This window comes from Halomarina rubra (assembly GCF_023699475.1).
GTDB classification, from domain to species: Archaea; Halobacteriota; Halobacteria; order Halobacteriales; family Haloarculaceae; genus Halomarina; species Halomarina rubra.
The window spans coordinates 88,973-114,659 of sequence record NZ_JALXFV010000011.1 but is presented as its reverse complement, the minus strand read 5'-3'; the positions used below and the strand labels follow the sequence as shown (position 1 = coordinate 114,659).

The window sequence follows — 25,687 nt, the reverse complement described above, 5'->3', positions numbered from 1 at the left end:
CGTGGGTTATGCGACCGAGTCCGAGGTAAGGATAGGCACCGTTCGGCGGTTAAACGGGTAGATGAAGCCCGCTATCTCGGCCGGGGGGTCGCACTGGCTCGACCCATCACCTACTCGTGCGGTGCGTCGAAGTGGGAACCTCTCGAAGTCGGGGCACGGTCTGTGACCGTGGAACCCCACGACTTCTGTCGTGGGAGGAAATCAGGCTATCACGCAAGCTTCCCAAGATTGATCGCTCTGCTGTAGCTCGAAATCTGGGCTTGGGCAACGAAGAGCCAGTGAGGTCTGCTTGAGACGTGGCTTCCGGCCCGAACTTCTTAAAAGAGAATCAGCTACTGGGGGTTGCGAGATTGAGCAGGTGGCCTCCCGTGTTCTTCAGCGCGAACGTCGCGACGGGCCGGCCTTTCGGCAGTGTGTAGAGGTCACCGAGTGCTTCGGGTTCCTGCACTGCATCGTTCTGCAGGGTCTCGACAGCAGTGAGCAGCATATCCTCCGATTCGGCAAACAGACGGCGTTTGACTGCTTCCCAGGTTCGGAGATCGTCGATAGGGATGGTCTTACTCGCGGCGATACCACCGCCATCGAGTTTCTCGGTGAGTTGCTGGACCGTGATGCCCGCTGTCGGCTGGCCGTGGACAAACTCCCAGAACCCCATGGGCTGCCCACGATACTCTCTGAGGTCGCCGTGATGGTAGCTCAACACGCCATACGGCAGCCCAGTGAGAATCGGGCCAACTAGGAATCCGAAGCCAAACCGGACTGCGACATCGGCGTTCGTCGCAATCTCATCGACAGCCTCCTGGGGAATCGACTGTTTCCAGCCATCGACGATGTCGGGGTTGACCGAGTACTCCTCGGCTGTCGAGCGGTCGACGACCGCCTCGATCGGAACACGCCCACCACGGACGTCTGATTCGAGCAGGACGTTGTTCAACGTCGCGACGACAGCCCACTCGCGGAGTTCGATAGCTCGCTGGAGGGTCTCCCACCGTGTTGCTTCGTCTTCGTACTCGTTGTAGACGATGCTGGTGATGGTCACGTCACTGTTCTCCAGTAGGTACGTCAGCGCGTTGGCTTGCCACTCCCAGACGGACTCTCGATTGAGCAGCAGACAGATGTTCATTGGGCCACCTGCAGTTTGGTCTCTGCAAGCTGTCGCATCGTCCGAATCTCGAGGTCCTCGGCTGGAATCGCCGCGAGATACTCGAGATACTCGGCGAGCACCTCCCACTGATGTTCGTTGCTGAGGTCGAACAGATGGCACCAGAGGTGGAGCGGCGTCCCCGACTCGATGGCACGGCGCGTCGACTCCTTCAGGTAGTACAAGTGCAGTCGCTTTCGCGCCCGGAGGGGAAGATGATCGAAGACAGGATGCGCTCCGTCTCGCTGGCCGGCCGGCAGTGTTCGGGCAGTCAGTGAGGGATACGTCGTGCAGTAGGTCTCGAAGATATCATCGACGACCTGTGGCTCCCACTCTGGGTGAGGCCCCACAGCCAACTCCCACACACGATGGGCGGGCGTGGGTGAGTCCTTCGTCTTCGCGTATCGGGCGATTCGAATGCCGTTTCGCCGAAGGACGTCGTTGTTCGGCCGGGAGTGGCGTGGCGGCACGAACGACACCACCGGTGCATCGAGCTCGCGGTGGAGCTTTTGGACGGCTTCGAGCTCGGTGTCGAGGGTGGCATCAGATGCCTGGCGACAGAGGAGATGTGAGAACGTGTGGGTACACAGTTCGTGGTCGGCACTCGACTCCAGTATCCACTCGGCCATCTCCGGAGCGTAAAACAGGGGGTCAGATTCGGCGTTCGTTCCCGGGTCGGCGTCGAACCACCCTTCCGAGTACGGGCCAGCGTGCGTCCCTGTACACTCGTCTAGCAAGAGATGGCCGACGATATCGAACGAAATAGGGACGTCACACTGTTCGGTCTTGCTGAGCAGCTTCTGGAGGTACGTCCGCTCGGCGAGCCCATCAGCAGAGAGGTGTGCTTTGTCGGGCAGGTCGTGTACACCCCAGCCGAGTTCGACCTCGATACTGATTGTGAGCGTCCCCCTCACGCCCGCTCACCCTCCGTGCTGTGTGACGCCCAGCCGTCGAACTGGTCTCGCTGTGGGTCTGACATGATGTTGGCAATTCTATACTAATTGCTGACAAGTGTATATAGAGCTACCGGCGGCATGTGGATTACATCGGACTTGTGGGTGCTGAGCTGGCGGATTTAGATTCTCTTGTGAATGTCCAAATTTATAAAACGTTATGGTGGGCCAGTATGCCGGCCTCATTGCTAATTGGGCGGGGAGTGAACACACGATTCATGCGCCTCGCAGCGTTCAGCGAACTGATTGGCCCTGACGGTGTTTCGATTATCGACCGTCCGGTCCCCGAGCCCGACCCGACCGAAGCCGTGGTCTCTGTCGAAGCCTGTTCGATCAACCGCCACGACCTCTGGATTCTCGAAGGCGATTCAGCAATGGTGGACTCGGACCATCTGCCGTTCGTCAGCGGCCTCGACGTCGCCGGGGCGGTCGAAGACGTTGGCGAGGACGTCAGGAACGTCGAGCCAGGCGACCGTGTCGTGTTGTGCCCGAACGAGACGTGCGGAACGTGTCGCTACTGTCGAGAGGGCCCAGAGAATCTCTGTGAACGCTTCTCGCTGTTCCATGGTGGGCTCGCCGAAGCCGCCTGTGTCGAGGCAGATCGCCTCGTGACGCTTCCTGATGGGGTCGAGATGGCCGAAGCAGCCGCACTTCCCACGGCGTACATGACCGCGTATCACATGCTTCGTCGAGTCGGTGCAGGTCCAGCAGACCTGGTGTTCATTCCCGGTGTGACTGGTGGCGTTGGCGTCGCTGGTGTGCAACTCGCAGCTGTACTTGGTGCTCACAGCGTCGGGACCTCTTCCTCACGAGCGAAACTTGATCGCCTCGAATCGCTCGGCCTCGATTACGCAATCGAGAGTACTGACCCGAATGAGATTCGCGATGCAGTCAGCGAAATCGGGCAGGTCGACGGCGTGCTCAATCACCTTGGTGGTGCGTACACCCAACTCGGTTTGGACGTCATGCGTCGGGATGGGCGAATGGCGGTCTGTGGACGGACGGCTGGTGGGACATCTGAAATCAACATCACCGACCTCTTTCTTGGTCACAAACGCGTCATCGGGAGTACGATGGGCACACAGGGCGACTTAGAGCGACTCGTCGAGCTCGTCTCCGATGGTGCATTGACGCCTGAGATTGACGAAACCTACCCGCTCGAAGAGACTGGCTCGGCGTTCGCAGCGATGCAAAATCGGGAGAGCGTCGGCAAACTCGTTGTCAGGCCATAGACGGTGTGTCGCCTCTGAGGAGGTGATTCGGTTCGTGCGATCTACCTGCTACACAAGGTGCGACTGGGACGCTCAATGCACGAATGTGAGCTGGTGAAATCTGCCACCGCATTGTTTGCCGGTGTTGTTAGACAGAGAGCGTGAGTGTATCAATCAGCGAGAAACGAGACCGGTGATATCAGTGGAGTCTGTCACATCCACTCCTGACTGTCCGGTTCGAGTGGCGAGGCACAGTTGCCGTACGGTCGCCTATCCCTGCATATGGCACCATCATTCCGTCTCGAATCCACCGAGACCGACCGTCTCGTCGCGTTCAGCGACGCTGTCATCGCCATTGCCATTACGCTGCTCGTGCTGGAACTCAGCGTCCCGACGCTTCCCGCCGGGAGCACAGTCGCAGTACTACCGACCGTCATCGCAGAGCAATGGCACGAATATCTCGCGTACCTGCTGAGCTTTCTCGTAATTGCTCTCTACTGGGTCCTCCACCGACGTGTGTTCATCCATATCGACCGCCACAGCCGTGGCATTCTGTGGTTCAACCTGCTGTTCCTGCTCTTCATCGCCCTGATTCCATATGCGACAGGGGTGTTCGTCACCTACCCCAGTCAGTTGGGAGTCGTCGTCTATGCAGTCATGTTAGCACTCACTGGATTCTCGCTCACGCTCCTGTGGGGGTACGCCTCTCGAAAGCAACTCATCGAGGCAGGGCTCGCTTCACGGACTGTCGAGATACAGGCCGCACGATTCCTCGCTTCACCGATTCTGCTCCTGATGTCTGCGGTTATCGCGGTGTTCGACCCGACGATAGCCATCCTCTCGTGGGTGCTGTTGGTACCAATCAACGCAGTCTTCGAGTCACGGCTCATTGCTAGTCTCGAGGACTCCCCAATCGAGTCCGAAACTCCGCCGTGACGAAGTTCGGAGGAATCGAGGTTTCTGAACTGTTAGACTCGCGGCACGTGTCTAACAGTTGAATCAGACGAGTTACGGTGAAAGAAAGGTGGCTCTCAGGTAATGCAGCGTTCACCCCCGGTCAGTCGACGCACCGACCCGGCCCGTAGTTGGCACCCCAATCGTCACCGCGAGCCGTCGTGTACCACTAGCTCCCAACGGAGCTTCTGGCGCGACCAGCTCGTCAACAACGGCGCGGTCGCGAACTCGAAGGAGGATGCACTCTCCAATAGCAGTTTCAGTTACTTCTGGAGGGAGCCCGCCGACTCGACGTCCCGTACGCGAGTCAGGCGCGGTTCATCATCTTCACGACAGGGAAACTGGGCATGCGAGCCGGTGAGGTCGCGCACATGAGCGAGCAGTGGATCGACTGGCCCGAACGGACGATTCACATCCCGCCGTTCGACCGCTGTACCAAGGGTCGGGGTGTTCGCCAGGCGTGTGGCTACTGCACGAAACGCGCCGAGTCGATTGCAGAACACCACCAGAACATCACCGTCGAGCAGGCACTGTCGACACGGTGGGCACCGAAGACGGCCGCTGGCGCTCGTGCGATTCTGACGTGAGAGCACAGCACGATCCAAGCAATTACTCGCTACATCGCCACCGTCCAGAAGTTCGGCGTTTGAGCCAGCTACCAACGTATCGTTCTTGATTCAACGGATATGGAGTAGAACCCAAAGAAGCGTGTTCTGACCAGTGGTGACGTGTTGAATTCGCGACTCTGCGTGTCAGAATCTCCCTCGAAAAATCAGTTGTCAGAGAGTGTTACCACTCCTGTCAGCGCCACCCGACCGGCCCCGTGGTGAGGTTATCCTACTCCGAGGCCAAGGCGGAACACGATTATCTGCGCAACCTCTCCCGCAGGAATTGGTGGCTTCTCACCGAGGTTGACATCAACCCAGTTGCGCAGCAGGAGATTCGTCAGTCGCCACGTGTTGTATAGCAGGACTCCTGCCACGAAGTAGAACAGGCGGACTCGGTAGTCCGTCGAACTCGTCTGCGGGAGGAAGTGCTGCTTGATGCACTTGTACTCGTTCTCAATCATCCACCGGTCTCTGTACTGTGCGACCAGCCCCGGTGCCCTCTCTGCGGGGACGTCGGCGTTCGTTAGCATGATGCCGTACTTCCCCGTGTTCTCGTTCGACGGGAAGTAGATGAAATCGGTCGTATGAACCCGACCTTCGTACTCCTGCCGAACGCCCCGCTCAACAGCGTAGTCAGCATCCGGGTGCGCCTTCGTTTCGGCGAGTGCTTTCGCGTCGTTGACCGAGCGGTTGGCCTTCGGGATGAGGTACGTCAGGTCATGGCGGTCGATGACATCCCGAACGCCGTAGCCATCGAACGCCCGGTCTGCCATCACCTTGTGAATCTCGACGTGTTCTTGTGCTTTCGTGAGCAACCGGTCCACAACCTCCGCCTTCGGGGTGTGGTAGCCATCAGTCTCCCACCACGAGTTCTCGCGAACCGGTTCAATCGCGAGGACAATCGGCGTATCCTTCCCGACGACACTGAGCGTGGCGAACAGGAATCCCCGTTCGTGTGACCCTTCGAGACCACTCACCATGTCCGGGTAGTCGGTCTTCAGAATCTCCGGGTCACGCGACTTCAGTGGCGAGGGGTAGAACCGCCACGAAGTGATATCGATGGCAACGTTCACTGGTTCGCGGATTTGGTCTTCGAAGTCCGTCTCCTCGACGAGGTTCGCCACCGCTCGGTCGAACGGTTCGAGCAATGTGTCGCGAATTTGTTTCCAGAGGTCTGTATCGCGGAATGTGGCGTAGTCTGGAAGCGTCATCTGCGGGTCTGGCGTGCCTATCTTCTTGATGGTCCGCGTGTGCGTGTCACCGTGCGGTCGGTCCTTCAACGGATGAATCCACTTGTAGCGCCGCTTCATCGCGCGCTTCCCGTGAGCAGTCATCGAGAGATAGGCCTGTACCTCCCAGTACACTTCGTCAGGGTACTTCGCGTTCGCCGCCCGGCTCGTCGTGAACTCCGTGAACACACGGTCGCGCGCGACCCGAACAGCTCTGAGTACCTTGTCACTCGTCAGCCCCGTTGCATCGACTTCATCAGGTTCGATAGCGGGGGGTGCATCTTCTCCTGAAATCCCCCGAACATCGTTTGCCAGCGCGAGCGCGCGAACTTTTCGAGCAAGTTCGCTGAGGCGTTGACGGTCGCTGAGTGAGAGTCGGTTGCGACGGAAGTTCGAGAGCGTCTGCTGGGTCGGTGGCGAATCAAGGCCGAAACGGAGTCGGAGGTAGGTCCACCTCCGCAGTCGGTCTGCGAGCTCGCTCTGGCTGAAGCCACAGATTTCTTGATAGAGGGCTGCCCGAATCATCGGCTCGAAGTCGTACGTCACCGAGGGTCGGCTGCTCCGGTCGGTGAACTCTTCAATTGGGATATCGAGCGGTCCGACGACACGGCTGATGTGGTCACTCACTGTACATAGGCCAGCTGCGTGTTCGATGGCACGTGCGAAGCAGTCGTTCGGTACGCCATCTGCTGAATTCGATTTTCGTTCGGTCATGGTAGTTGCTCGTCGCTGGTGCTACGTTCCCGCAACTTGCGCTTGAGAGTCGGGGTGTCAATTCCTCGTTTCCGCGGCGCTCCAGCGCCTGTAGAGACGTGTCAGTCAATGATTCCGGTTTCCCGAGCACTAACCCTCAAAATGAGCCAAACCGCAAACGACGTCAGCAGATGGCGACTGGTACGAGCGGTTATATCTTCGACTGACGAACTGGGAGTGATGGTCCTCACAGTGAGTGACTTTCTCAACGAGAAAGGAGCCGTAGAGCTAATCTGTGAGGTGAAGCCCCGCGGCTCCCGACAGAACGAACTGGAGGAAGCACTGTTCCTGAGTGAGAATACGCTGCGAAAACGACTAGCTCAGGCTGTCGAAGTCGAATTGCTAACGCGCGCCCCAGCACCGGGGGAACCGGGGAGGACGCATTATTTTCTGTTAGCCAAGCAAGGTATTATGCTCAGAGCGGCACTCGACCACTTGGGTACAACGACAACTTACGAAGCGTATCGAGATGCACGGCTGGAGTTTATCAAGCGAGCAGAGGAAGGTCGAAAGTGGGTTGAGCAGAACCCAGAGAGTACTCAGCCATCTCAACGGAGACTGGACTCGTTGTATGTGGCACGAGCCACACTTTCATTAGACGTGTTCAGAAATCACGACGACTTCCCTAATGCGGATGAGACCAGAGGGTTCGGCATGGGAGATATGTGGGCCGCACATGAGAGAGCCACACGCGAGGACGATAGTTAGTAGACCTATGAGATACCACCGACCTATCGGTCTGGTGGGCTCAGGTTCTTCATACGGAAGTCGGATTTCGCGACGAACCGCCCGGCGAGCAGCGCCAGCTCACGCGTGCGTTCGATGTCTGCGAGGTTGTGTGACAGCAGGTCGAGCCACTCGCCCTGTTCGTGCGCCGCGACCGCACTGTCACTGTCGTCGAACGGGTCGCAGTGCTCGCCGTCGACCAGCGCGTCGTACACCCCGACGAGGTCACCCACGTCGCCCGTGTGGAACCGGTCGACGAGGGTCATCGTATCCGCGAACGCCATGTCGGGAAACGGCCAGTCGACGTCCCGACGCACGCACGCCGAGCGGACGAACGGGAGGTCGAACCCGCCACGCCACGTCTCGCCGTTGTACGCCGTGAGGTAGTGGCGGTCGCCGTTCAGATGTTCGTCGGTGAACGCGTCGAGTCCGCGGAGCAGGTCAGCTTCGTCATGGTAGACCGCGACCCGGACGTTTGACCCCGAGGCGTGTTCGAGGTCGGCTTCGAGGCGGTCGGCGTCTGCGTCTCGGCCTGTGGTGTTGAGTGCGAGCCACGACCCGAGCGGGAGCGCGAGGCCCGCGACGGTCACGACTGCCCCGGGGTCGAGGCCCGACGTTTCGATGTCGAACGCGATAGGAGTCAAGTCACCCATACCGGGAGCTGGTGACCGACTGCGTGATACGAGTGAGCGTGTCGTTGCCACGTTTCCGTCTGTGCCGCGGGGGTACCGCGGCGGACGGCAAAACAGGCCGCTGCATGGATTGCCGGTTTTGTTAGACACAGAGCGTGGGTCTGTCAGAGAGATTCCCAGCCCCTCTCACGGTCCTGCCAGTTTCGTCGTGCTGCATACATAGCGCGAATGCAGCATCGACCGTGGGCGGGCAGTGACACCGTCGCCACCTTGCTGCCGACCGTGCGGCCCACTTCAGTCGACTTGACGTGCTGGCCGGAGTGGCGTCTCACACCAAGGGGCACGAGCGGCAGCGCCCCTCGCCTAGCTCTCTGATTACTCCTCGAACGGATCGTCGTCCTGTTCGAATATCACGGTCAATGTGCCGGGCATCGGCTCCTGCGCGGCATCGCGGACGGTCGCGAACTGCTCCAGCATCTCCGTCGAATCCGTCGTCCCTTCACCGACCGTCCGTGCCTCCTCACGAAGGCTATCGTACAGCCGAGTCAATACCCTCTCGACGGCGTGCGCATCAGTCTTCGACTCGATCTCGAACGTTGCCTTGTACTCACCCATACCACCCCTAGTCTCCAACGGAAGATAGCGGTGTCCTCCGATGGCGAGAGGCGTCCCCACCACCAGCAGTCCAGTGACGTCTCCCCGAGTCGCCGTCGTCGGTCTGCTGAATCTACCCTCTGTATGCAGCAGACCGGTAGACGATATGCACCCATTCTGGCATGAGTCACGTCGTTAGACTCGCGGCACGGGTCTAACAGCTGAATCACTACCAACCAGCGTGTAACAAACTGCTCGCGTCGATTGCCGGTTTTGATAGACACAGAGCGTGCGTGTATCACCCGAGACATTATGTGACTGAAAGGTGATTTCAACATAACATACAATGGTAGAATCCGCTCTCATCTGGATTGGTGTTACTGCGGTGTGCGGTCTACTCTGTCTCGCAGGAACTCTGAAGGGATATGCCGAGACGAAGCAGTTCAACTACTGGGGGATAGCGGGAACGAGTGTTGCCGCTAGCGGAGTCGTCGAACTCCTTGTCGCTAATAACTACGTTCCGGATACGCTGCTCAGCAATATCCTCCGTCTTTCGCTACTTCTTATCGGTGGTGCGTTCATTGTCGTGGCGTATCGTACACACGGGACCGACTGGCTACGGTCCAACAGCGCGTGATACACTCGCGGCACGTGTCTAACAGTTGAATCAGTCGATTCACGGTGAAAGAAAGAGTGCTCCCCTCCGCTCACACGCACTGGTAGCGCCGTTGCTTCCCACGCCCCGTCGCCGAGACGAGGTTGTACTGGACCATCTTCGCTAGATAGTTGCGCACCATCCGTTCGGAACGCGGGTCGTCGACGCGCTCGCGGTACGCGTCGTACAGCTCGGCAGGCGCGACCTCTTCGCTGTCGGCGATGATGTCGTAGACGACGCGCTGGTCGTCGGTGAGCGTCTCGACGTTGCGCTGGCGCACCACCGACTGCGCCTCGGGAACGACCCGGTCGATGATTGCGTCGGATACCGTCTCGCGACCCTCGCGTTCACTCTGTTCGACCGCCATCCGTAGGACTTCGAGACCCACACGCGCGTCACCCGCGGCGGCGTCGGCTATCTGTTCGAGTTGTCCATCCGAGACCGCCCCGTCGCGCAGCCCCCACAGGACGCGGTCGGCTAAGATGGAGACGAGTTCGTCGACGGTGTAGCGCGAAAAGTGGATGCGGACCGCGGTACGGAGTCGACTCGCGAGGCGGTCGTCGAGCGGGTCGAACAGTTCTTCGACGCGGTTGGCGATGAGCACCAGCGTCACGCCCGACGTACGGTGAAGTTCGTACAGCACCCGCTTGTCGTCGAGCTGGTCGACCTCATCGAGGATGACGACGTACGCGTCTGTGTGCTCGCGCAGGCGTTCGACCAGTTCGTCCCGCGGCGTGGACTGGCGGTGGATGTCGAACGTCTGGTTGAGTCCTTCGAGAAGGCGATACAGTGTTTTGAAGCGGGTGTAGTCCTCCCAGCAGTTGACGTACTGGACGGTAAGCTCAGGAACGGTCGCCTGCAACCGTTCGGTGACGACGTTCGCGATGCAGGTCTTCCCGACGCCCGACGGCCCGTACAAGAACGTCGTCTCGCCCTCGCGCTCGTCGGTGACGGGGTCGAGTGCGGCGGAGAGCGTCGTCACCTCGTGGTTCCGGTGGACGACGTCCCGGGGGACGAACTCGGGTTGGAGCACCCGCGCATCGCGTATCATGCGCGCGTGGTACGTGCTATCGTGACAAGAGCGTGAGGGGGTCGTTTCCGGGTTTCCGATAGTGCGGTCGAAGGAATCGAATCGGATGACTGCACCGCCAGTAGTAGGTGTGGCTGACTTTATTTAGCGGAAGGGGTCGGTGATTCAGCTGTTAGACCCGTGCCGCGAGTGTATCGATTGGTTCGTCAGAAAACTCATATTATCCTACCACTTCTGGCCGCGTATGCCCTCCCGCCGTCGGTTCCTGTATGGCCTCGGTAGCGTGTCGATGTTGAGTCTCGCTGGTTGCTCTGCGCCCGCGACGTTCGAAGTGACGAACATCGAGATTCAGCCCGGGACAGCATTCACAGACATCTCCGTGACTGCCACGAGTGATACGGTCTTCTCGATTCAAGAGGTTGTCCTCCGCGTCACCTTCTCACCTGAGCGACCAGCCATCTATCGCGTTGAGCGTTCACGGACTCCAGAGGAAGGGACCGAAGAGGTGAGCGACGACTGGCCGATTCCAGAAGACCAGCCATTCGATGACGAGTACGAGTTCGAAATCGCAGCCCCCGGGACGTCCGTCGCCCCTGCGTCGACGCAGCAGTATCAGCTCACAGCATACGACCAAGATGATACTGCGGTCGACCAGCTCTCCTTCAAAGTCTCCCGGGTCGAGTGACTGCGACCATCGGGGATGCAGGTCGTTAGACCCACGCTCTGTGTCTACCAATACCGGAAATCGAGGAGACGTAGTTCACTGATTCCCGAAGAGCGCTGCTGAGAGCCGACTCGTTCTGTCAGAGTGGTCCACTTGGCCAGCGACGCGCTGACTGGTTGACGAATGATACAGTCTGCTAAGCATGTGGTTTGTAGAAATCCAAACGCCGAACTTCTGGACCGTCAGCCTGTTAGATTGTGTATAGCGATATTAAGTGCATGGATTGGGGCGGTAGGTTAATACTGCATAGTATGGGCCTCTCCAGGCCTGTGGGAGCTGATTCCACTTACACTCTACGTACCCTGCTGTGTGGCGATACAACAAAGTGGCTATCGCTCCCCCGACGCCGTCCACGGAGTCGCTGTGTTCGGACCGTCGAGTGGTGGGGTACGAGTCGCGACGAGCGAGAAGGAGGACGCCCGACCGGTCGGCGCAGCGGTGACTCAGCGGTGTTCGACGCGCCGCACGTTCCGGCCACGTGGTCGACCGATGCGAGGGATCCCCGGCAGGCCGTCGGCGACCCAGACGACGAACGCACTCCCCAGCAGCGTCACTTCGAAGGCGATGATGGCGAGGCCGCGGGGGCTGTCGAGTACGCGTCCGAGTCGTTCGAGGTAGAACGCGAAGTTCTCGAAGAACGACCCGTAGTCGGAACTCGGCCCGGTGACGACGGGCCAGAGGAGCTTCCCGAAGTCCATCCCACTCCCGTAGACGGCACCGTACATCGCGTCGGCGGGTAGGTGCAGTAGGTAGCCGACGGCGAACGCTGCCCCGACGACCGTCCGGTCGAAGTACCACGCGACGGCGACGATGAGGACACTCAGCGGGACGGCGACGAAGATCGAGTGTGCGACCGAGGTCCCGCTCTCGAGGACGCCGAACTGCCACGCGAGCGGTTTGTCGACGAGGTCGGCGAACTGCGTCCCGACGGCGACGGCGACGGCCGTCCACGCGTCGGGCGAGCGGTGCCACCCGAACCGGAGCGCGAGGGCGACGACGAGGTAGCCGACCGCGAGATGCTCCCACGGCCACATCTTAGCGGTCCTCCGAGCCCCTAGAAGGGAGGTGACCCGACGGGTCGACGGTGTGTGAATCTGGCTCGGTCATCGCCGTGCAGATTGGTCGGCGACGGATATGAGCCCTGTCATTGACATGTTACCACACCGCTCGACGGCTCACCGCGTGTAGTCGAGCGCCACGACCCGGCCGTCCCCGTAGCGGACGAGCACCTCGGGGGTCGGGCCGTCTCCATCGGATGCAGTCCCGTTCGTCCCCGCGTCGAGGTCCGCGAGCGTGACGAACGTCTCGATGGGGACTGCTCGTTCGTACGTCGCTAGCACCCGCCCGTCGTCGGCCGCGAGGACGCTGACCGTCCCGTCGCGACTCGTCGCGACGACCTCCCGCTCGCCGTCCCCGTTGAGGTCGGCGACGACGGGCGACCAGACGGGTTGGCCGTCGCCGCTCACCGTCGTCCGCCACCGCTCCTCGCCGGTCGTCGCGTCGAGGGCGACCACGTCGCCCGTGAACGTCCCGACGGAGACGGTGTCGGTCGACTCGACGACGCCGGCCGAGACGAACTGGACGCTCGTCTCGAACGCGGTGCTCCACTGGGTCTCGCCGGTCGCCCCGTCGAGCGCCGTCACCCGCTCGCGGTTCCCGACGAGCAGTTCGCGGGCCGCGTCGTCGTCGGCCTGGGTGGTCGCGACGTGCTGGGCGGGTGTCGAGCGGTTCCACGCGACGTCGCCGTCGGCGGTCAACACGAGCAGCGAGTCGTAGGACCCGACGACGACCTCTCGCTCGCCGTCGGCGTCGGCGTCGGTCACGACGGGCGGACTCTGGACGATGACGTCGTCGTCGCCCACGTCGGCGAAGGAAGCCCGCCACGCGACGGTCCCGTTCGCGGTGACGGCGGCGACGTGCCCGTCGATGTCGCTGACGACCACCTCCCGCCCGGGCGAGACGGGGAGGTCGGCGACGGTCGGCCGACCGTAGCCGTAGGAGGGTTCGCCGGTACTCAGCGGGGCGCGCCACTGCTCGCTCCCGTCGTCGGCGTCGTAGGCGACGAGCGCGTTCTCGGTGGTCGCGGAGACGACCGTCCGCTGGCCGTCACCGTCGAGGTCGGTGACGACGGGTTCGGTGAGCGCGTGGGTGAAACAGCGCTCGGGGTCGATGGTGGTGCGCCACTGAACCGCGCCGTCGTCGGTCGCGAGTCGCGCGAGCGTACAGGAGGTGTCCGTCAGACCGGGCTTCGGTGACTCGGCGACGGGTGCGACGACGACCCGGCCGTCCTCGCTCGCACCGACGGCGTGGTGGTTGCGGTCGTTCTGCCGGGGCGTGTCGCTGACCCAGCGCTCGGTCAGTTCGCCCCCACCGTTCGACGACCCGACGCCCAACACGACGACGCCGGCCAGCGCGGCGACGACTACCGCGACGGCCACCACCGTTCGGCCTCGCATACCGACTAGTCCCCGACTCCCGACCAAAAGGGTGTCTGTCGGCCCGAGCGGGGCCGTCCGTGAGCACCTCGCACGGACAACCGCGGCGCTTTTCGGCGTGCTGCTCCGAGTTCGGGTATGCACCAGCGGCCGGCCCGACTCCTGGCGCTACTCGCCGTCGTGGCGCTCGCGGTCCTCGTCGGTCCCGGCGTGGTCGCCGCTCACGAGACCGGTAACACTCGGTTCGACGCGCCGCTCCCGCTCGCCTCGCTGTTCGCCGGGGCGGGTGCGACCGTCGCGCTCACCGCCGGGTGGCTGGCCGTCACCGAACGGACGCCGACGGTCGGCGAGCGGCCGTCGGTCGCGTTCGTCGTCCCCGACTCGGTCGCGCGCCCCCTCCGCGCGCTCGCCGGCGTGATGTTCCTGCTCGGCGTCGTCGCCGTCTGCTGGACCGGCCTGACCGGCCGGCAGGTCGCCGCCGAGAACGTCGCGACGCTGCTGACGTGGCTCGTCTGGTTCCACGGCCTCGCACTCGTCGCCGTCCTGCTCGGCAGTCCGTGGCGTGTCCTCGCCCCGTGGCTGACGTTCTACCGCGCGCTCGAACGACTCGAAGGCGGGTCGCTCCCGTCGCTCGACTACCCCGAACGCCTCGGGTCGTGGCCCGCGCTAGCCGGGTTCCTCCTCGTGTTCGGCGTCGTCGAGAACCTCACACCTGGCATCACGCGCTCGCCGCGACTCACCGCCGTCGTCGTCGCCGCCTACGCCGGCGTGATGGTGCTCGGGACGGTGACGTTCGGCCGCTCGTGGGCCGCCCACGCCGACCCGCTGGGAGCGTTCTACGACCTGCTCGGACGGGTCGCGCCCGTCGAGTGGACGCAGGCTCGCGACGGCTACCGCGCCACGCTCCGACCGCCGTGGCGTGGCTGTGTCCCGCTGGTCGCCCACCTCGCGCTCGCGGCGCTCGTCGTCGCGGCCGTCTACACCGTCAGCTTCGACGGGTTCGTCGAGACGAGCGAGTACCAGGCCGTCCTGTTCGCGGCCCGGTCGACGCTCGGGACGGGCCCGGTGACGAGTCTCCCGCTGTACCTGCTCGGGTTCGCCCTGTTCTGTCTCACGTTCGGCCTCGCCGCCGCCGCCGCCGACCGACTCGGCGGACGACGCGACTGGGCGGGGGCGGTCCGCCGGTTCGCCCCGACCGTCCTTCCCATCGCGGCGGGCTACGAAGTCGCTCACACCTACCCCGCGGTCGTCGGCCAGACCGCGACGCTCGTCGAGGTGACGCTCGACCCGGTCGTGGCCGTCGCCGTCCCGGACCCGCTCGCGTGGCTCTCCGTGCCGGCGTTCTGGGGGTCGCAGGTCGTGCTCATCGTCCTCGGCCACGTCGTCGCCGTCGTCGCCGCCCACCTCGCGGCCGTCGCCCGCTACGAGACACCCCGACGGGCACGTCGCGGCCACCTCCCGCTGGTCGTCGTGATGGTCGGCTACACCGTCCTCTCGCTGTGGATCGTCTCGCGACCCGTCGTCGCGTGAGCCACGACGCGCTCGCTCACCGTACCGACTCGTCCGTCCGGCCCGTGTCGTCCAAACCGTCCAAACCGTCCGAACTACCAGAGTCGGCTCGGCGACTCAGCCCTCGACGGGCTGTTCGACCAGCCGTTCGCCGCTGTCCGAACAGCGGACGACGAACACGTCCAACTGCGAGCAACACGACTCGACGACCTCCGAGTCGGCCTCCACGCCACCGCCGTCCGGGCAGTCCTCGGCGAACAGGCGCACTCCGCTCAGGAAGATGGCTCGCTGGACGGCCGGCAGGTCCTCCCAGCCGTCGATACGGTCGGCCAGCAGGTCGGCGGCGGCCACGTCGGCGACGAGCGCCGACTCGGACGGCCACTGCGCGGCCACCCGGAAGTCGTCGAGCAGGACGATGCCCGCCCCGCGGCGCTCGAACGCCTCCGGGTCGACGTCGAGCGCCGTCGCGGTCCGTTCGCGTAGCGCCGTCCGGTCGACCGTTCCCATCGCCGCTCGCCACTGGTCGGCGAACGCGTCGGTCAACTGCAGGTCCCGACCGTCCGGAGTCTCTTCGAGCGCCCCGACCGCGAGGAGCGTCCGTTCGAGTTCGGCAGGGTCGTCGAGCCCGTGTTCGGGGTCCAACTCGACGGTCGCCAGCGGGTCCTTCCCGAACCAGCCCAGGACGCGCCGTGGGAGATACTGCTTGGTGAGTTCGGGCGTCCCCGGTACGAGGTACCCCCGCAGGTAGATGAGAGCACCACTGCCGACGGCGACGAGCACACCGAGCAGGCGGTTTCGCGAACCGACGGCCAGCGCTAGCACCGCGCCGACGAGGAGGTTGACGACGGTACACGGGAGACAGCGGTTCTCCCCAGTGTACTCGGACTGTGAGAGGGATTCGACGAGACGTGATACCATTGCTCGGTAGTGCGCCGAGTTCACCGTATATGTTTCGCTCGCGTGAGCAGAGGAACAATCGTGCAGGTAGTGAGTCGCTCTACCGTCGCTCGGTCGTGGACGGCGCAGTGGTCGTTGCCGTGGACGACACTGTCGACGTCGGACCGGGTGAGTCCGTCGTCGGTGGCGTCGTCTCGATGTCTGCGAGCGCGAGCAGGCGTTCGAGATGCTCACCAGCGACTTCGACCTGGAGGTTCGACCCGTCGACGGTACCGGGACCCGCGAGCGCCTCGCCGACGACGACGACCCCGACCATCCCGTGGTACTCGTGAGGTTGACAGAAGTAGTTGTAGACACCCGGTGTCTCGAACGTGTGACTGAACGTGTCCCCCACGTCGAGGCGGCCCGACACGAACGACGGTGCGTCTTCGGGGATGCGCAGCGTCCGGCCGTTGTCGGGGTGGTACGCGGCGATGGCGTGTGCGCCACCGTCGACGTCCCAGGTCACCGTCGCGCCGGTCTCCGCCCAGAGCACGGTCGGCGTGAAGATGTACGGTGCGGGCCCGGCGTCCCCTTCGATGTCGATGGCGGCGACCACCGGGTCCGACTGGAGGTCGGTCGGCCCACCGCGTTGGTCCATCCGCTGGCGCAGGTCGTCACCGGACGGCGTCGCCGCCGGCCGACGACCTGTCGTCCCGACCGCCTCGAACGTCTCGGCCGGTGGTCGTTCGGTCCTCGTCGCTCGGGCCGTCGGCGGGTCCGCGTCCATCTCCCCCTCGTCGGGGTTCCTGTCGAGACACCCCGTGAACACGCCGGCCGCCGCGAGTCCCCCCAGGCGGAGCAGACTCCGCCGTGACTGTTCGGTCATCGGATACGACCTCGACTTTCACCAAGTAATGACTGTCTCGTTCCGGTGATGACCGCACACGGCCGTCGATACTGAACCTCGGCGGGTCAGCGCCGACCGGGCCCACGGGTCTCGACTGACCCCGAGAGGTCGACCTGTGGGTACGGGATGTCGATACCTGCCTGGTCGAAGCGCTCCTTGACGCGTTTGACGAACTCGCTGCGCACGCGCAGGAACTTCCCGCGGTTCGGGTTCGCTATCCAGAAGCGACTGACGAGACCGACGTAGGAGTCCGCCAGCGGGTTCTCCGAGAGCGTCACCATCGGCTCCGGCAACTCGAGGATGTCGGGGTGGCGCTCGGCCTCGGCGAGGATGATGCGCGTCGCCTCGTCGATGTCGTCCTCGTAGCCGATGCCGAACTCGAAGCTCACCCGCAGTTTGTCGCGAGCGGTCGGGTTCATCACGACGTCGTTGGTGAGCTTGCTGTTCGGAATCGTCAGTAGCTGGTTGTCGAACGTCTGGACGCGCGTGACGCGGAACGTGATGTCGGTGACGACGCCGGCGTTGGGCAGGCCACCGGTCTCGGGCCACTCTATCCAGTCGCCGATGCGGAACGGCCGGTCGGTGTAGATGAACACGCCCGCGACGAAGTTCGCCAGCAGGTCCTTGAGCGCGAACCCGACGGCCAGCGTCGCGGCCGCACCGATGGTCGTCAGCGACGACAGCACCCCGCCGTAGCCCGCGAAGTTCAGCGCCAGCGAGACCCCGACCACGAGCGACAGCACGCGGACGAGTCGCAACAGCGGTTTCCGGGCGTTCCGATTGAGTCCCCGCGTCGCGAGCGCCCGGTCGGCCAGCGGGACGACGACGAGACGCACCACACCGTAGAGGAGGACGAACAGGACGACGAACGTGAGGACCGCGCCGAACGGTTCGGCGTACCCGCGCGGGACGCCCCACTCCCGGAGCGCCTGTCCGACCGGTCCGACCTCGTCCGGCTGGAACGCGTCGCTGACGTTGGTTCCGTTGCTGTCGTTGCCCGCCTGGTGGCCCGCCCGGCCGGTCATCTACCCCGACCGGACGCGGGGGTGGTCCTTCGTCGTTGGGGTCGTTCCGTCCGGTGGTTCTCGTCGAGAGCGTCGCGTGACGGGTCGGTCAGTTCTCGTCCGTGCGGCGCTGGACGTAGCTCGCCATCGCGAGCAGCGTCGGTGCCCACAGCCCCACGAACAGGCCGTACTGGCGGTTCTTCCGGACGTAGAACTGGTACCACGAGAACAGTACGGAGCCGAACGCCGCGAGGGCGATTGGGTCGCCCGAACGCACCATCTGGCTCATACCGCTGTTCCGGGCGCGGTCCGCCATCGACTCGTTGCGCCCCGGTTCACGCCGTGGGTCGGACTGGTCGCCCGTCGGTCGGTCGCCGGGCGCGCCGTCGTCGGGTCGGGTTGCTGTATCTGCCATCGTTCGGTGGAGGGCACCACCGCGTTTCGCCTCACGGCCTGCTCGTGCGTGGCTGGTGTGTCAAAGCACCGCACGACCCGGTGTGGGGAGCCGTTGGCGGCGGTGTCGTCGCTGGCCACCGACGAGACTGCCCCGCGTCGGACCGAGCGGACTCCGTCGAGCGGACCGACGAATCGGAGGACTATTTTCGGCCCATCGCCCATCGAGTGAGGGAATGCTACTACAGGGAACCGTCGTCGCCGACGCGACGACCGTCGTCGAGGACGGGGCGGTCGTCGTCGCGGGCGACCGCATCGCGGCCGTGGGCGACCGCGAGGAGCTTCGAGACCGGTATCCGGACCACGAGCGTCGCACCTTCGACGTGCTCGCGCCGGGACTCGTCGGCGCACACGTCCACTCGGTGCAGTCGCTCGGTCGGGGCATCGCCGACGACACCGCACTGCTGGACTGGCTGTTCGACCACGTCCTCCCGATGGAGGCGTCCCTGGACGCCGAGGGGATGCGCGTCGCCGCCGAGTTGGGCTACCTCGAGTGTCTCGAATCGGGCGTCACCACGGTCGTCGACCACCTCTCGGTCAACCACGCCGACGAGGCGTTCGTCGCCGCCGGGGAGTTGGGTATCCGCGGGCGCATCGGGAAGGTACTGATGGACAAGGACTCGCCGCCGGGGCTGGAGGAGGACACCGACGCCGCCCTCGCCGAGTCCGAACGGCTCATCGAGCGCCACCACGACACGCACGACGGACGCATCCAGTACTCGCTCACCCCGCGGTTCGCCGTCTCGTGTACCGAGGCGTGTCTGCGCGGCGTCCGAGACCTCGCCGACGCCCACGAGGGCGTCCGAATCCACACCCACGCCTCGGAGAACCGCGACGAGATCGCGGCCGTCGAGGCCGAGACCGGGATGCGCAACGTCCACTGGCTCGACGAGGTGGGCCTGACCGGCGACGACGTCGTCCTCGCCCACTGCGTCCACACCACCGAGTCCGAACGCGAGGTGCTCGCCGAGACCGGCACGCACGTCACCTACTGCCCGAGTTCGAACATGAAACTCGCCTCGGGCGTCGCGCCGGTCGTCGACTACCTCCGGCGGGGTATCAACGTCGCGCTGGGCAACGACGGGCCGCCGTGTAACAACACGCTCGACGCGTTCACCGAGATGCGACAGGCCAGCCTGCTCCAGAAGGTCGAGGAACTCGACCCGATGGCCGCTCCCGCCGGAACGGTGTTCGAGATGGCGACGCGAAACGGCGCGACGGCGGCGGGGTTCGACGACGTGGGCTGTCTGCGCGAGGGGTGGAAGGCCGACGTCGTCGGCCTCACCACCGACCTGACGCGGGCGACGCCGCTCCACGACGTGCTCTCGCACCTCGTGTTCGCGGCCCACGGCGACGACGTGGAGTTCACGATGGTCGACGGCGAGGTGCTGTACGACGACGGTGAGGTCACCGTCGCCGACGCCGCGGCCATCCGTGCGAAGGCCCAGGAGGTCGCCAGCGGTCTCCCGACGGCCGACTGAACGTCTCGGGAGGACCGCGCCCGACCGCCGTTCCTGTCCGACCGCAGACGACCCCGGCCGCGTCGGACGTTTTATCCGAAGTTCGAGCAACCGAAACCCCCATGTCACCGCCCCCCTTTCGCCTGGCCATGGAGACGTGGCGACGCGACCTCGTGCGGGGACTGGCGCTCGTCGTCCCCGTCGCTCTCGTCCTCGCGGTCTGTCTGCTGTTGTACGACTGGGTCGCGGCGCTCGGCGTCCCGCCGGGCTACCCCGCGCCGATTCGCGTCGGTGTCGTCGTCCTCGCGTTCGTCGCCGTCGTCGTCACGGTGGGGCGAGTGATGGGGACGGCCATCGGCCCGTTCGTCGACCGGGCGGCCGACTCCTCGGTCAACCGTCTGCCCGTCCTGCGGGTCGTCTACAACGCCGCGAAGTTCACCATCAGACGCCTGCTGTCGGGCGACGAGCGAACGCGAACGCCCGTCAAGGTCGAGTCCTGGCCGGGACAGTGGATGACCGGCTTCCGGACGGGGGTGCGCGCGCCCGACGGCGACGTGATGGTGTTCCTCCCTGGTGCGCCCGACCCCACCTCGGGGATGCTCGTCGCCGTCGACCCCGACCACGTCGAGGAATCCGACGAGACCATCTCCGCGGCGCTCATCCGCGTCATCTCGTGTGGCTGTTCGAACGGCGAGGACTTCGGCGAGCGTAAACGGCCGTTCGACGAGTAAGACGGCAGGGACCTCGTGCCGACGACCACACTCACCGATGCGCGACGACGACCAGCGTCGCGCCCGCGTCGAACGACTCGACGTGTACCGGGTCGAACCGGTCGCGCAGCGACGCGAGGAGGTCGGTTTCGGGGTGCCAGTTCGTCGCGAGCCACGACGCGCGGACGAGCAACGGGTTGACCGCTCGCAACGGCCCGGACTGGAACGGTCGGGTGTCGAACACCGCCAGTCGACCGCCCGGAACCAGCGTCTCGCGGACGGCGTCGAGCACCCCGTCGAGGTCGGGCATCGCGCTCAGCGACAGCATCGCGTACGCGCGGTCGACGCTCCCGGCCAGCAGGGGCAGTCGCCCCGCGTCACCCCGGAGGACGTGGACGTTCGACCAGCCCTCACGGGCGACGCGCCGGCGGGCGCACTCGACCATCCCCGCCGAGTAGTCGACGCCGACGACCCGCCCGGTGGGACCGACGCGCTCTCTGAGCGCCGCGAAGTTCACGCCGGGGCCACAGCCCACGTCGAGGACCGTGTCGCCGGGGCGTGCGTCGAGTCCGGCGAGCGCCTGTCGGCGGTAGGCAGCCTCGCGACCGGCGAACACGAGCCACTTGCCGACCCGAAACACGCCCTGGTGGTCGCTCCAGTGGTCGTAGAGCCGTTGACCGCGTCGGCGGTCGTGGTCACAGTCACCGTCACCGTCGGTGGTCTCTCTCGTCACGGTCACTGAATCTCGATTCGCGTCCCGGTCGTCGTCGCGCGTTCGCGCAGGCGGTCGATGCGCTCGTCGGTGTCGGGGTGAGTCGCGAGCAGTCGCGATATCGCCCCCTCCTCGCGGACGAACGGCCACGTCGACCCCTCGATGCGGGCCAGCGCGCGCGCCAGCGCCAGCGGGTCGCCCGTCACGTCCGCCGCGCGGTCGTCGGCGGCGAGTTCCCGACGTCGCGACCGAGCCATCACGACGGCGGTGCTCGCGACGAGTAGGCCGGCGACGACCCGGTCGAGACGCGTCCGCGCCCGTCCCGCGAGCGTCTCGCGCCACCTGAGCGGTCGGCCCGCGACCATCGCGCTCGCGCGAGCGACGCCCGACAGCGCCAGTGCGACCGGGAACAACCCCAGCGCCACCAGGCCGACGACGGTCCGGGCGACGCTGAACACGAGCGAACTCACCAGGCCGTCGCGGCGCTCGACGTGGGCGAGTTCGTGTGCGAGGATACCCTCCAGTTCGTCGAGCGAGAGCAGACGGAACAGTGCGCGGTCGAGAACCACGGTCCCGCCGAGCGCGAACGCGTTGGGCGACCGCGAACTGACGAGCATCAGTCGGGGTGCGTCGAGGTCCATCCGTTCACAGAGGTCGTCCAGGCGGGCGTACAGTCGTGGCGCACGCTCGCGGGGCAGGTCGCGCGCGCCGATGCCCGCGAGGACGCGGGTCGTCCCGGCACGGTAGCTCAGATACCCCAGTCCGAGCGCGAGGAGCCCGAGCGAGACGAGGAACGTCGCGAGGTCGATGCCGCGGACGACGTCGAAGAGGAAGAGGGTCAACAGCGCCGCACCCCCGAGGTACGTCAGGAACACCGCCACGCCGACCAGCGCCAGCACGACCCGGACGACGACTCGCATACCGGCAGCTACGGAGCCCACCCGAAAACCGTTGTCGCCGTCCGTAGCGGCCGCGTGTACCAACAGCGGCCGCCGCGCCGTGTGTGCCATTCTCGACCAGACCTGTCTCGGCAGATGACGGTCGCGGTCACGAGAATTGCGCGTGGCCGAGCAGGACGCTATACACCTAGCCTCAACCAGAGCGAGGGCTGAACGCCTGTACCTGCAATCGGCATGCGGGTAGCGATACGAGCAGAGGATGTCATGAGCCGAGACGACACGACCGTGCTGGCCGACATCGACCGTACCGAATCCGACCTCGAGACGCTCGTCGACGAGCTGTGGACCGAGGGCGTCGTCACCGACGACGACGCTTCGGAGTTCTCCCACCGCGTCGAGATGATCGCCGCCGAACTGCGCGCCTGCGTCGAGTACGCGGGTGACGGACCGCTCGCGGACGATGCGAACTGAACGCGTCGCCGCCGAGAGCGAACCGACCGTCGAGTCGGGGTTGGCACACGCCCCGGACCCGACGCGACCCGGCGTGGTCACGGTGTACGACCCGGAGTCCACCGGCCCCGCCCTCGCCTCACAGTGGCTGAGCGTCGACGAAGACCTGCTCTGTGACGCCACGGACTGGTGTTGATGACGTCGTTCTCGCGATTATCCACGACCGAGAGCGACGGCCACGTCGACACGGGCGGCGACTCGGACGGGTCCGATACGGACCCTCGGTGGTCCCCGTGACCGACACGCGTGGACACGTCGGCGCGCTCCCGACGGTGGTGAGCGTGCCGCTCGTCGTCGCGGTGACGACGCTCGCCGGAGCGGTGAGCGCCGGCGTCCCCCTGCCCGTCGCGTTAGCTGGGAGTACGGGGTGTCTTCTGGTCGCCGCCCTCGCCGTCAGCAGCACGTGAGCCGTCCGGTCGACCGCAGCGCGTCGTGTCGGACACGCGGACGGCGACCGGTCGCCGAACCGACCGCCCGGTGGCAGTCGGCGGGTGAGACCGAAATCCGTATGCCGTGTCTGGAGTGACCGTCTGGGTATGTCGAACGATGCAGACATCGCCACCGCACGGCGACTGAGCCTCGGGATGAACCTCGTGTTCGTCGCCGCGGTGCTCGCGCTCGTCGCCGGTGTCGTCCTGGAGGAGTCGCTGCTCGTCTTCGCGACGCTCGGGGTCTTCGCCGCTATCGTCGTGGCGTACATCGCGATTCACGTCCGACTGCACCGTCGAGTGGCCGCCGCGAGCGGCGCGAGCGTCACCCGCGACGACTCCATCGGCGGCGCGCTCGCGCTCATCAGACTGAACCTCGTGTTGTACCTCGGCTTCGTGCTCGTCGGCGTGGGAGCCGCCGTCGTGACCGGCATGCTCGTGCTCTGAGCCCGGAAGACGCCTCTGACAGGCGACGCTCTCGCGCCGCACCTTCCCTAACCTGTCAGCACGGACAACGCTTTTCGATGTGTGCGCGCCACGTGCCAAACCGCCGGGGTAGCAGACGTCTACCGACCGACGGCGGTACGCCGACGCTCCCGTCGGCTGTCATACTTTCCTCATAACTTAAGCGCTGTGTGGCGTACGACTGCGACGAATGACCGGTACTGTCACGATGAGTCTCGAAGTCGAACTCGGGTGGGGCGTCGCCCGCTACGGCCTGCTCGACAAGATTTCGCCGGGTCGCGAGCGCGAGACGCGGCGACTCCACGCCCTCCTCGACTGCTGTGCGACCCACGACGTCCCTATCACGTTCAACGTCGTCGGACACCTGTTTCTGGAGTCGTGCGACGGCGACCACGAGGGGCCCTACCCCGAGGGCTGGTTCGACGTCGACCCCGGCACCTCCGTCGAGGAGGACCCGCTGTTCTACGCGCCCGACCTCGTCGAAGCCATCCTCGACGCCGAGACCGCCCACGAACTCTGCACCCACACGTTCTCGCACGTCGAGTGCGGAGAGCTCCCGCCCGAGGCGGTCGCCCACGACCTCCGGACCGCCCGCGACATCCACGAAGAACACGGCATCGACGAGTTCGTCTCGCTCGTCCCGCCCCGCCACAGCAGTCCGCCACGCGACGTGCTCCGCGACGTCGGCATCGAGACCGTCCGCGTGCCTCACTACCGCTCGCCGGACTTCGGAGAGCCCAAGACGCCGCTGCACAAGCTCGTCGCCATCCTCAACGGCCCCCACCCCATCGCCGAACCGCATCTCATCGACGGGGTCGTCGAGACGTACTCGCCGGTGTACAAGACGCTCGCCGCCGAGTACCTCCCGCTCGGGGAGTACGACACCCACCCGGCGTACCGCTGGATTCCCCGCGAGACGGGGAAGAAACTCCACCGCCGGTACCACGAGCGGGCGCTCGACCGCGCCGTCGAGACGGGCGGGCACATCCACCTCTGGAGCCACCTCTACGACGTGGCCAACGACCACCAGTGGCCCCAGATCGAGGCGCTCATCGCCGACATCGGCGAGCGCGTCGAACGCGGCGAGCTAGAGGTGAAGACGATGGCGGAGGTCAACGAGGAGGTCCGCGACGACGTCGAGCGCCCACGGAGGGTCACGCAGTGAGCGACGACGCGACCGCCGAGGCGGGCGTCGACACCGACACCGCCACGACCGACGCGGACGCCGAGACCACCGCGGCGGCGACCGCACCCGCCGACGCCCCGCCGACGCCCGCGACGCTGTTGCTCGACGGGCCGGCGATGCGCCAGTGGGCGGTCGACGCCGTGGCCCAGGCCGTCGACGACGGCGTGCTGTCGGTCGAACGCGTCGTCATCAACGACGAGGTCGCCGAGAGCCTCGACGGCGACCGTCTCGCCACGCTCCGGCGGTACGTCGACACCGCCCGCGACTACGGGCCGTGGGCGGTGGTCTCGGCGTACCACAACGTCCTCGACACGCCCGACCACCTCCGGTGGGTTCCGCTCGACGACCTGCCGTGGGCCGACGCCGAGCGCGTCCCGTGTACCCCCGAACCCGCCGAGTCGTTCGGCCAGGTGCTCCCCGAGGACGTCGTCGACGACATCGCCGCCGACACCGACGTCGTCCTGCGCTTCGGCTTCGGCATCATCAAGGGCGACGTCCTCACCGAACCGAAGTACGGCGTCCTCAGCTTCCACCACGGCGACCTCCGGCGCTACCGGGGCCGTCCGGTCGGCGCGTGGGAGTTCCTCGAAGGCGCGGACCAGGCGGGCGTCACCCTCCAGCGCCTCACCGAGACGCTCGACGGCGGCGCGGTCGTGAAGCTGTGGACGACCGACATCTCGGACGCCGACACCTGGCGCGAGGTCGAACGCCGCCTCTTCGCCGTCTCGACCGGGATGCTGTCGGCGGGACTGGCCTCGCTCCGCGCGGGCGAGGAGCCGACGACCCTCCCCAGCGACGACCTCGGCGCGCTCTACACCGACCCCGACGCCCGCGAGACCGCCCGGTTCCTCGCGAAGAACGCCGTCGGGAGCGTCCGCGGTCTGCTCGGTCGCTGAGGACGCCCGGCCCGCCCCGACTTC

Annotated in this window: 28 protein-coding genes; 14 read left to right on the top strand and 14 right to left on the bottom strand. The window is 65.2% G+C overall.

Annotated elements, in window-relative coordinates:
- Window positions 1–328 precede the first annotated feature (328 nt).
- Window positions 329–1,039, bottom strand: a complete 711-nt coding sequence (locus tag M1L36_RS21125) for a formyltransferase family protein (RefSeq protein WP_250875742.1) — start codon at window positions 1,037–1,039, stop codon at window positions 329–331.
- 80 nt (window positions 1,040–1,119) lie between these two features.
- Window positions 1,120–2,055, bottom strand: a complete 936-nt coding sequence (locus M1L36_RS21120) for a polysaccharide deacetylase family protein (RefSeq protein ID WP_250875741.1) — start codon at window positions 2,053–2,055, stop codon at window positions 1,120–1,122.
- A 257-nt stretch (window positions 2,056–2,312) separates the two neighbouring features.
- Here M1L36_RS21120 and M1L36_RS21115 point away from each other — a divergent pair, with 257 nt between their 5' ends.
- The 3 genes from M1L36_RS21115 (at window position 2,313) to M1L36_RS21105 (ending at window position 4,846) form a co-directional block, all read left to right on the top strand.
- Window positions 2,313–3,326 (top strand): alcohol dehydrogenase catalytic domain-containing protein, encoded by a 1,014-nt coding sequence (locus M1L36_RS21115; protein ID WP_250875740.1) that lies wholly within the window; start codon window positions 2,313–2,315, stop codon window positions 3,324–3,326.
- 234 nt (window positions 3,327–3,560) lie between these two features.
- Window positions 3,561–4,241, top strand: coding sequence for a TMEM175 family protein (locus M1L36_RS21110; RefSeq protein WP_250875739.1), 681 nt, complete (start codon window positions 3,561–3,563; stop codon window positions 4,239–4,241).
- Window positions 4,242–4,606: 365 nt separating this feature from the next.
- The gene (locus M1L36_RS21105; RefSeq protein ID WP_250875738.1) at window positions 4,607–4,846 is read left to right on the top strand and encodes a hypothetical protein; all 240 of its coding nucleotides are present in this window, start codon (window positions 4,607–4,609) and stop codon (window positions 4,844–4,846) included.
- Window positions 4,847–5,091: 245 nt separating this feature from the next.
- Here M1L36_RS21105 and M1L36_RS21100 read toward each other — a convergent pair whose 3' ends face one another.
- Window positions 5,092–6,723, bottom strand: coding sequence for a transposase (locus M1L36_RS21100; RefSeq protein WP_250875737.1), 1,632 nt, complete (start codon window positions 6,721–6,723; stop codon window positions 5,092–5,094).
- A gap of 195 nt (window positions 6,724–6,918) precedes the next feature.
- Here M1L36_RS21100 and M1L36_RS21710 point away from each other — a divergent pair, with 195 nt between their 5' ends.
- Window positions 6,919–7,557, top strand: a complete 639-nt coding sequence (locus M1L36_RS21710; RefSeq protein ID WP_369694272.1) for a winged helix-turn-helix transcriptional regulator — start codon at window positions 6,919–6,921, stop codon at window positions 7,555–7,557.
- 23 nt (window positions 7,558–7,580) lie between these two features.
- On the opposite strand, the gene M1L36_RS21095 is transcribed toward M1L36_RS21710, so the two are convergent.
- The 3 genes from M1L36_RS21095 to M1L36_RS21085 form a co-directional block, all read right to left on the bottom strand.
- On the bottom strand, window positions 7,581–8,228 hold the full coding sequence (locus M1L36_RS21095; protein WP_250875736.1) for a 3'-5' exonuclease family protein: 648 nt from the start codon (window positions 8,226–8,228) through the stop codon (window positions 7,581–7,583).
- A gap of 354 nt (window positions 8,229–8,582) precedes the next feature.
- Window positions 8,583–8,822: a hypothetical protein gene (locus M1L36_RS21090; RefSeq protein WP_250875735.1), complete on the bottom strand. Its 240-nt coding sequence runs from the start codon at window positions 8,820–8,822 to the stop codon at window positions 8,583–8,585.
- Between the two features lie 686 nt (window positions 8,823–9,508).
- The gene (locus tag M1L36_RS21085) at window positions 9,509–10,507 is read right to left on the bottom strand and encodes a Cdc6/Cdc18 family protein (protein ID WP_250875734.1); all 999 of its coding nucleotides are present in this window, start codon (window positions 10,505–10,507) and stop codon (window positions 9,509–9,511) included.
- Window positions 10,508–10,730: 223 nt separating this feature from the next.
- On the opposite strand from M1L36_RS21085, the gene M1L36_RS21080 reads away from it, so the two are divergent.
- Window positions 10,731–11,171: a hypothetical protein gene (locus tag M1L36_RS21080; RefSeq protein ID WP_250875733.1), complete on the top strand. Its 441-nt coding sequence runs from the start codon at window positions 10,731–10,733 to the stop codon at window positions 11,169–11,171.
- A 482-nt stretch (window positions 11,172–11,653) separates the two neighbouring features.
- On the opposite strand, the gene M1L36_RS21075 is transcribed toward M1L36_RS21080, so the two are convergent.
- Complete coding sequence (locus M1L36_RS21075; RefSeq protein WP_250875732.1) at window positions 11,654–12,244, bottom strand: metal-dependent hydrolase; 591 nt, start codon at window positions 12,242–12,244, stop codon at window positions 11,654–11,656.
- 141 nt (window positions 12,245–12,385) lie between these two features.
- On the bottom strand, window positions 12,386–13,666 hold the full coding sequence (locus M1L36_RS21070) for an outer membrane protein assembly factor BamB family protein (protein ID WP_250875731.1): 1,281 nt from the start codon (window positions 13,664–13,666) through the stop codon (window positions 12,386–12,388).
- Between the two features lie 117 nt (window positions 13,667–13,783).
- Here M1L36_RS21070 and M1L36_RS21065 point away from each other — a divergent pair, with 117 nt between their 5' ends.
- A complete protein-coding gene (locus M1L36_RS21065; RefSeq protein WP_250875730.1) occupies window positions 13,784–15,175 on the top strand; it encodes a hypothetical protein in 1,392 nt (463 codons plus the stop codon).
- A gap of 96 nt (window positions 15,176–15,271) precedes the next feature.
- Here the strand turns inward: M1L36_RS21065 and M1L36_RS21060 are convergent, their stop codons facing one another.
- The 4 genes from M1L36_RS21060 to M1L36_RS21045 all read right to left on the bottom strand — a co-directional run bounded on the left by M1L36_RS21060 (window position 15,272) and on the right by M1L36_RS21045 (window position 18,359).
- Window positions 15,272–16,072 (bottom strand): DUF8054 domain-containing protein, encoded by an 801-nt coding sequence (locus M1L36_RS21060; RefSeq protein WP_250875729.1) that lies wholly within the window; start codon window positions 16,070–16,072, stop codon window positions 15,272–15,274.
- A gap of 79 nt (window positions 16,073–16,151) precedes the next feature.
- Window positions 16,152–16,919, bottom strand: a complete 768-nt coding sequence (locus M1L36_RS21055; RefSeq protein WP_250875728.1) for a cupredoxin domain-containing protein — start codon at window positions 16,917–16,919, stop codon at window positions 16,152–16,154.
- A gap of 86 nt (window positions 16,920–17,005) precedes the next feature.
- Window positions 17,006–17,965, bottom strand: a complete 960-nt coding sequence (locus tag M1L36_RS21050; protein ID WP_250875727.1) for a mechanosensitive ion channel family protein — start codon at window positions 17,963–17,965, stop codon at window positions 17,006–17,008.
- A gap of 88 nt (window positions 17,966–18,053) precedes the next feature.
- The gene (locus tag M1L36_RS21045; RefSeq protein ID WP_250875726.1) at window positions 18,054–18,359 is read right to left on the bottom strand and encodes a hypothetical protein; all 306 of its coding nucleotides are present in this window, start codon (window positions 18,357–18,359) and stop codon (window positions 18,054–18,056) included.
- A 214-nt stretch (window positions 18,360–18,573) separates the two neighbouring features.
- Between M1L36_RS21045 and M1L36_RS21040 the strand changes: the two genes are divergently transcribed.
- Together M1L36_RS21040 and M1L36_RS21035 are read left to right on the top strand one after the other, a co-directional pair.
- On the top strand, window positions 18,574–19,878 hold the full coding sequence (locus M1L36_RS21040; protein WP_250875725.1) for a 5'-deoxyadenosine deaminase: 1,305 nt from the start codon (window positions 18,574–18,576) through the stop codon (window positions 19,876–19,878).
- A gap of 128 nt (window positions 19,879–20,006) precedes the next feature.
- A complete protein-coding gene (locus tag M1L36_RS21035) occupies window positions 20,007–20,588 on the top strand; it encodes a DUF502 domain-containing protein (protein WP_250875724.1) in 582 nt (193 codons plus the stop codon).
- A 31-nt stretch (window positions 20,589–20,619) separates the two neighbouring features.
- Here M1L36_RS21035 and M1L36_RS21030 read toward each other — a convergent pair whose 3' ends face one another.
- Both M1L36_RS21030 and M1L36_RS21025 read right to left on the bottom strand, forming a co-directional pair.
- A complete protein-coding gene (locus M1L36_RS21030) occupies window positions 20,620–21,300 on the bottom strand; it encodes a class I SAM-dependent methyltransferase (RefSeq protein WP_250875723.1) in 681 nt (226 codons plus the stop codon).
- A gap of 2 nt (window positions 21,301–21,302) precedes the next feature.
- Complete coding sequence (locus M1L36_RS21025) at window positions 21,303–22,199, bottom strand: M48 family metalloprotease (RefSeq protein ID WP_250875722.1); 897 nt, start codon at window positions 22,197–22,199, stop codon at window positions 21,303–21,305.
- A 243-nt stretch (window positions 22,200–22,442) separates the two neighbouring features.
- On the opposite strand from M1L36_RS21025, the gene M1L36_RS21020 reads away from it, so the two are divergent.
- From M1L36_RS21020 to M1L36_RS20995, 6 genes are all read left to right on the top strand, one after another.
- Window positions 22,443–22,649, top strand: a complete 207-nt coding sequence (locus tag M1L36_RS21020) for a hypothetical protein (protein WP_250875721.1) — start codon at window positions 22,443–22,445, stop codon at window positions 22,647–22,649.
- On the top strand, window positions 22,639–22,824 hold the full coding sequence (locus M1L36_RS21015) for a hypothetical protein (RefSeq protein WP_250875720.1): 186 nt from the start codon (window positions 22,639–22,641) through the stop codon (window positions 22,822–22,824). The genes M1L36_RS21020 and M1L36_RS21015 overlap by 11 nt, the downstream gene beginning before the upstream one ends.
- 97 nt (window positions 22,825–22,921) lie before the next feature.
- On the top strand, window positions 22,922–23,095 hold the full coding sequence (locus tag M1L36_RS21010) for a hypothetical protein (RefSeq protein WP_250875719.1): 174 nt from the start codon (window positions 22,922–22,924) through the stop codon (window positions 23,093–23,095).
- Between the two features lie 129 nt (window positions 23,096–23,224).
- On the top strand, window positions 23,225–23,563 hold the full coding sequence (locus tag M1L36_RS21005) for a hypothetical protein (protein WP_250875718.1): 339 nt from the start codon (window positions 23,225–23,227) through the stop codon (window positions 23,561–23,563).
- Window positions 23,564–23,771: 208 nt separating this feature from the next.
- The gene (locus M1L36_RS21000) at window positions 23,772–24,746 is read left to right on the top strand and encodes a polysaccharide deacetylase family protein (protein WP_250875717.1); all 975 of its coding nucleotides are present in this window, start codon (window positions 23,772–23,774) and stop codon (window positions 24,744–24,746) included.
- Window positions 24,743–25,663, top strand: coding sequence for a formyltransferase family protein (locus tag M1L36_RS20995; RefSeq protein ID WP_250875716.1), 921 nt, complete (start codon window positions 24,743–24,745; stop codon window positions 25,661–25,663). The genes M1L36_RS21000 and M1L36_RS20995 overlap by 4 nt, the downstream gene beginning before the upstream one ends.
- Window positions 25,664–25,687: the final 24 nt, after the last annotated feature.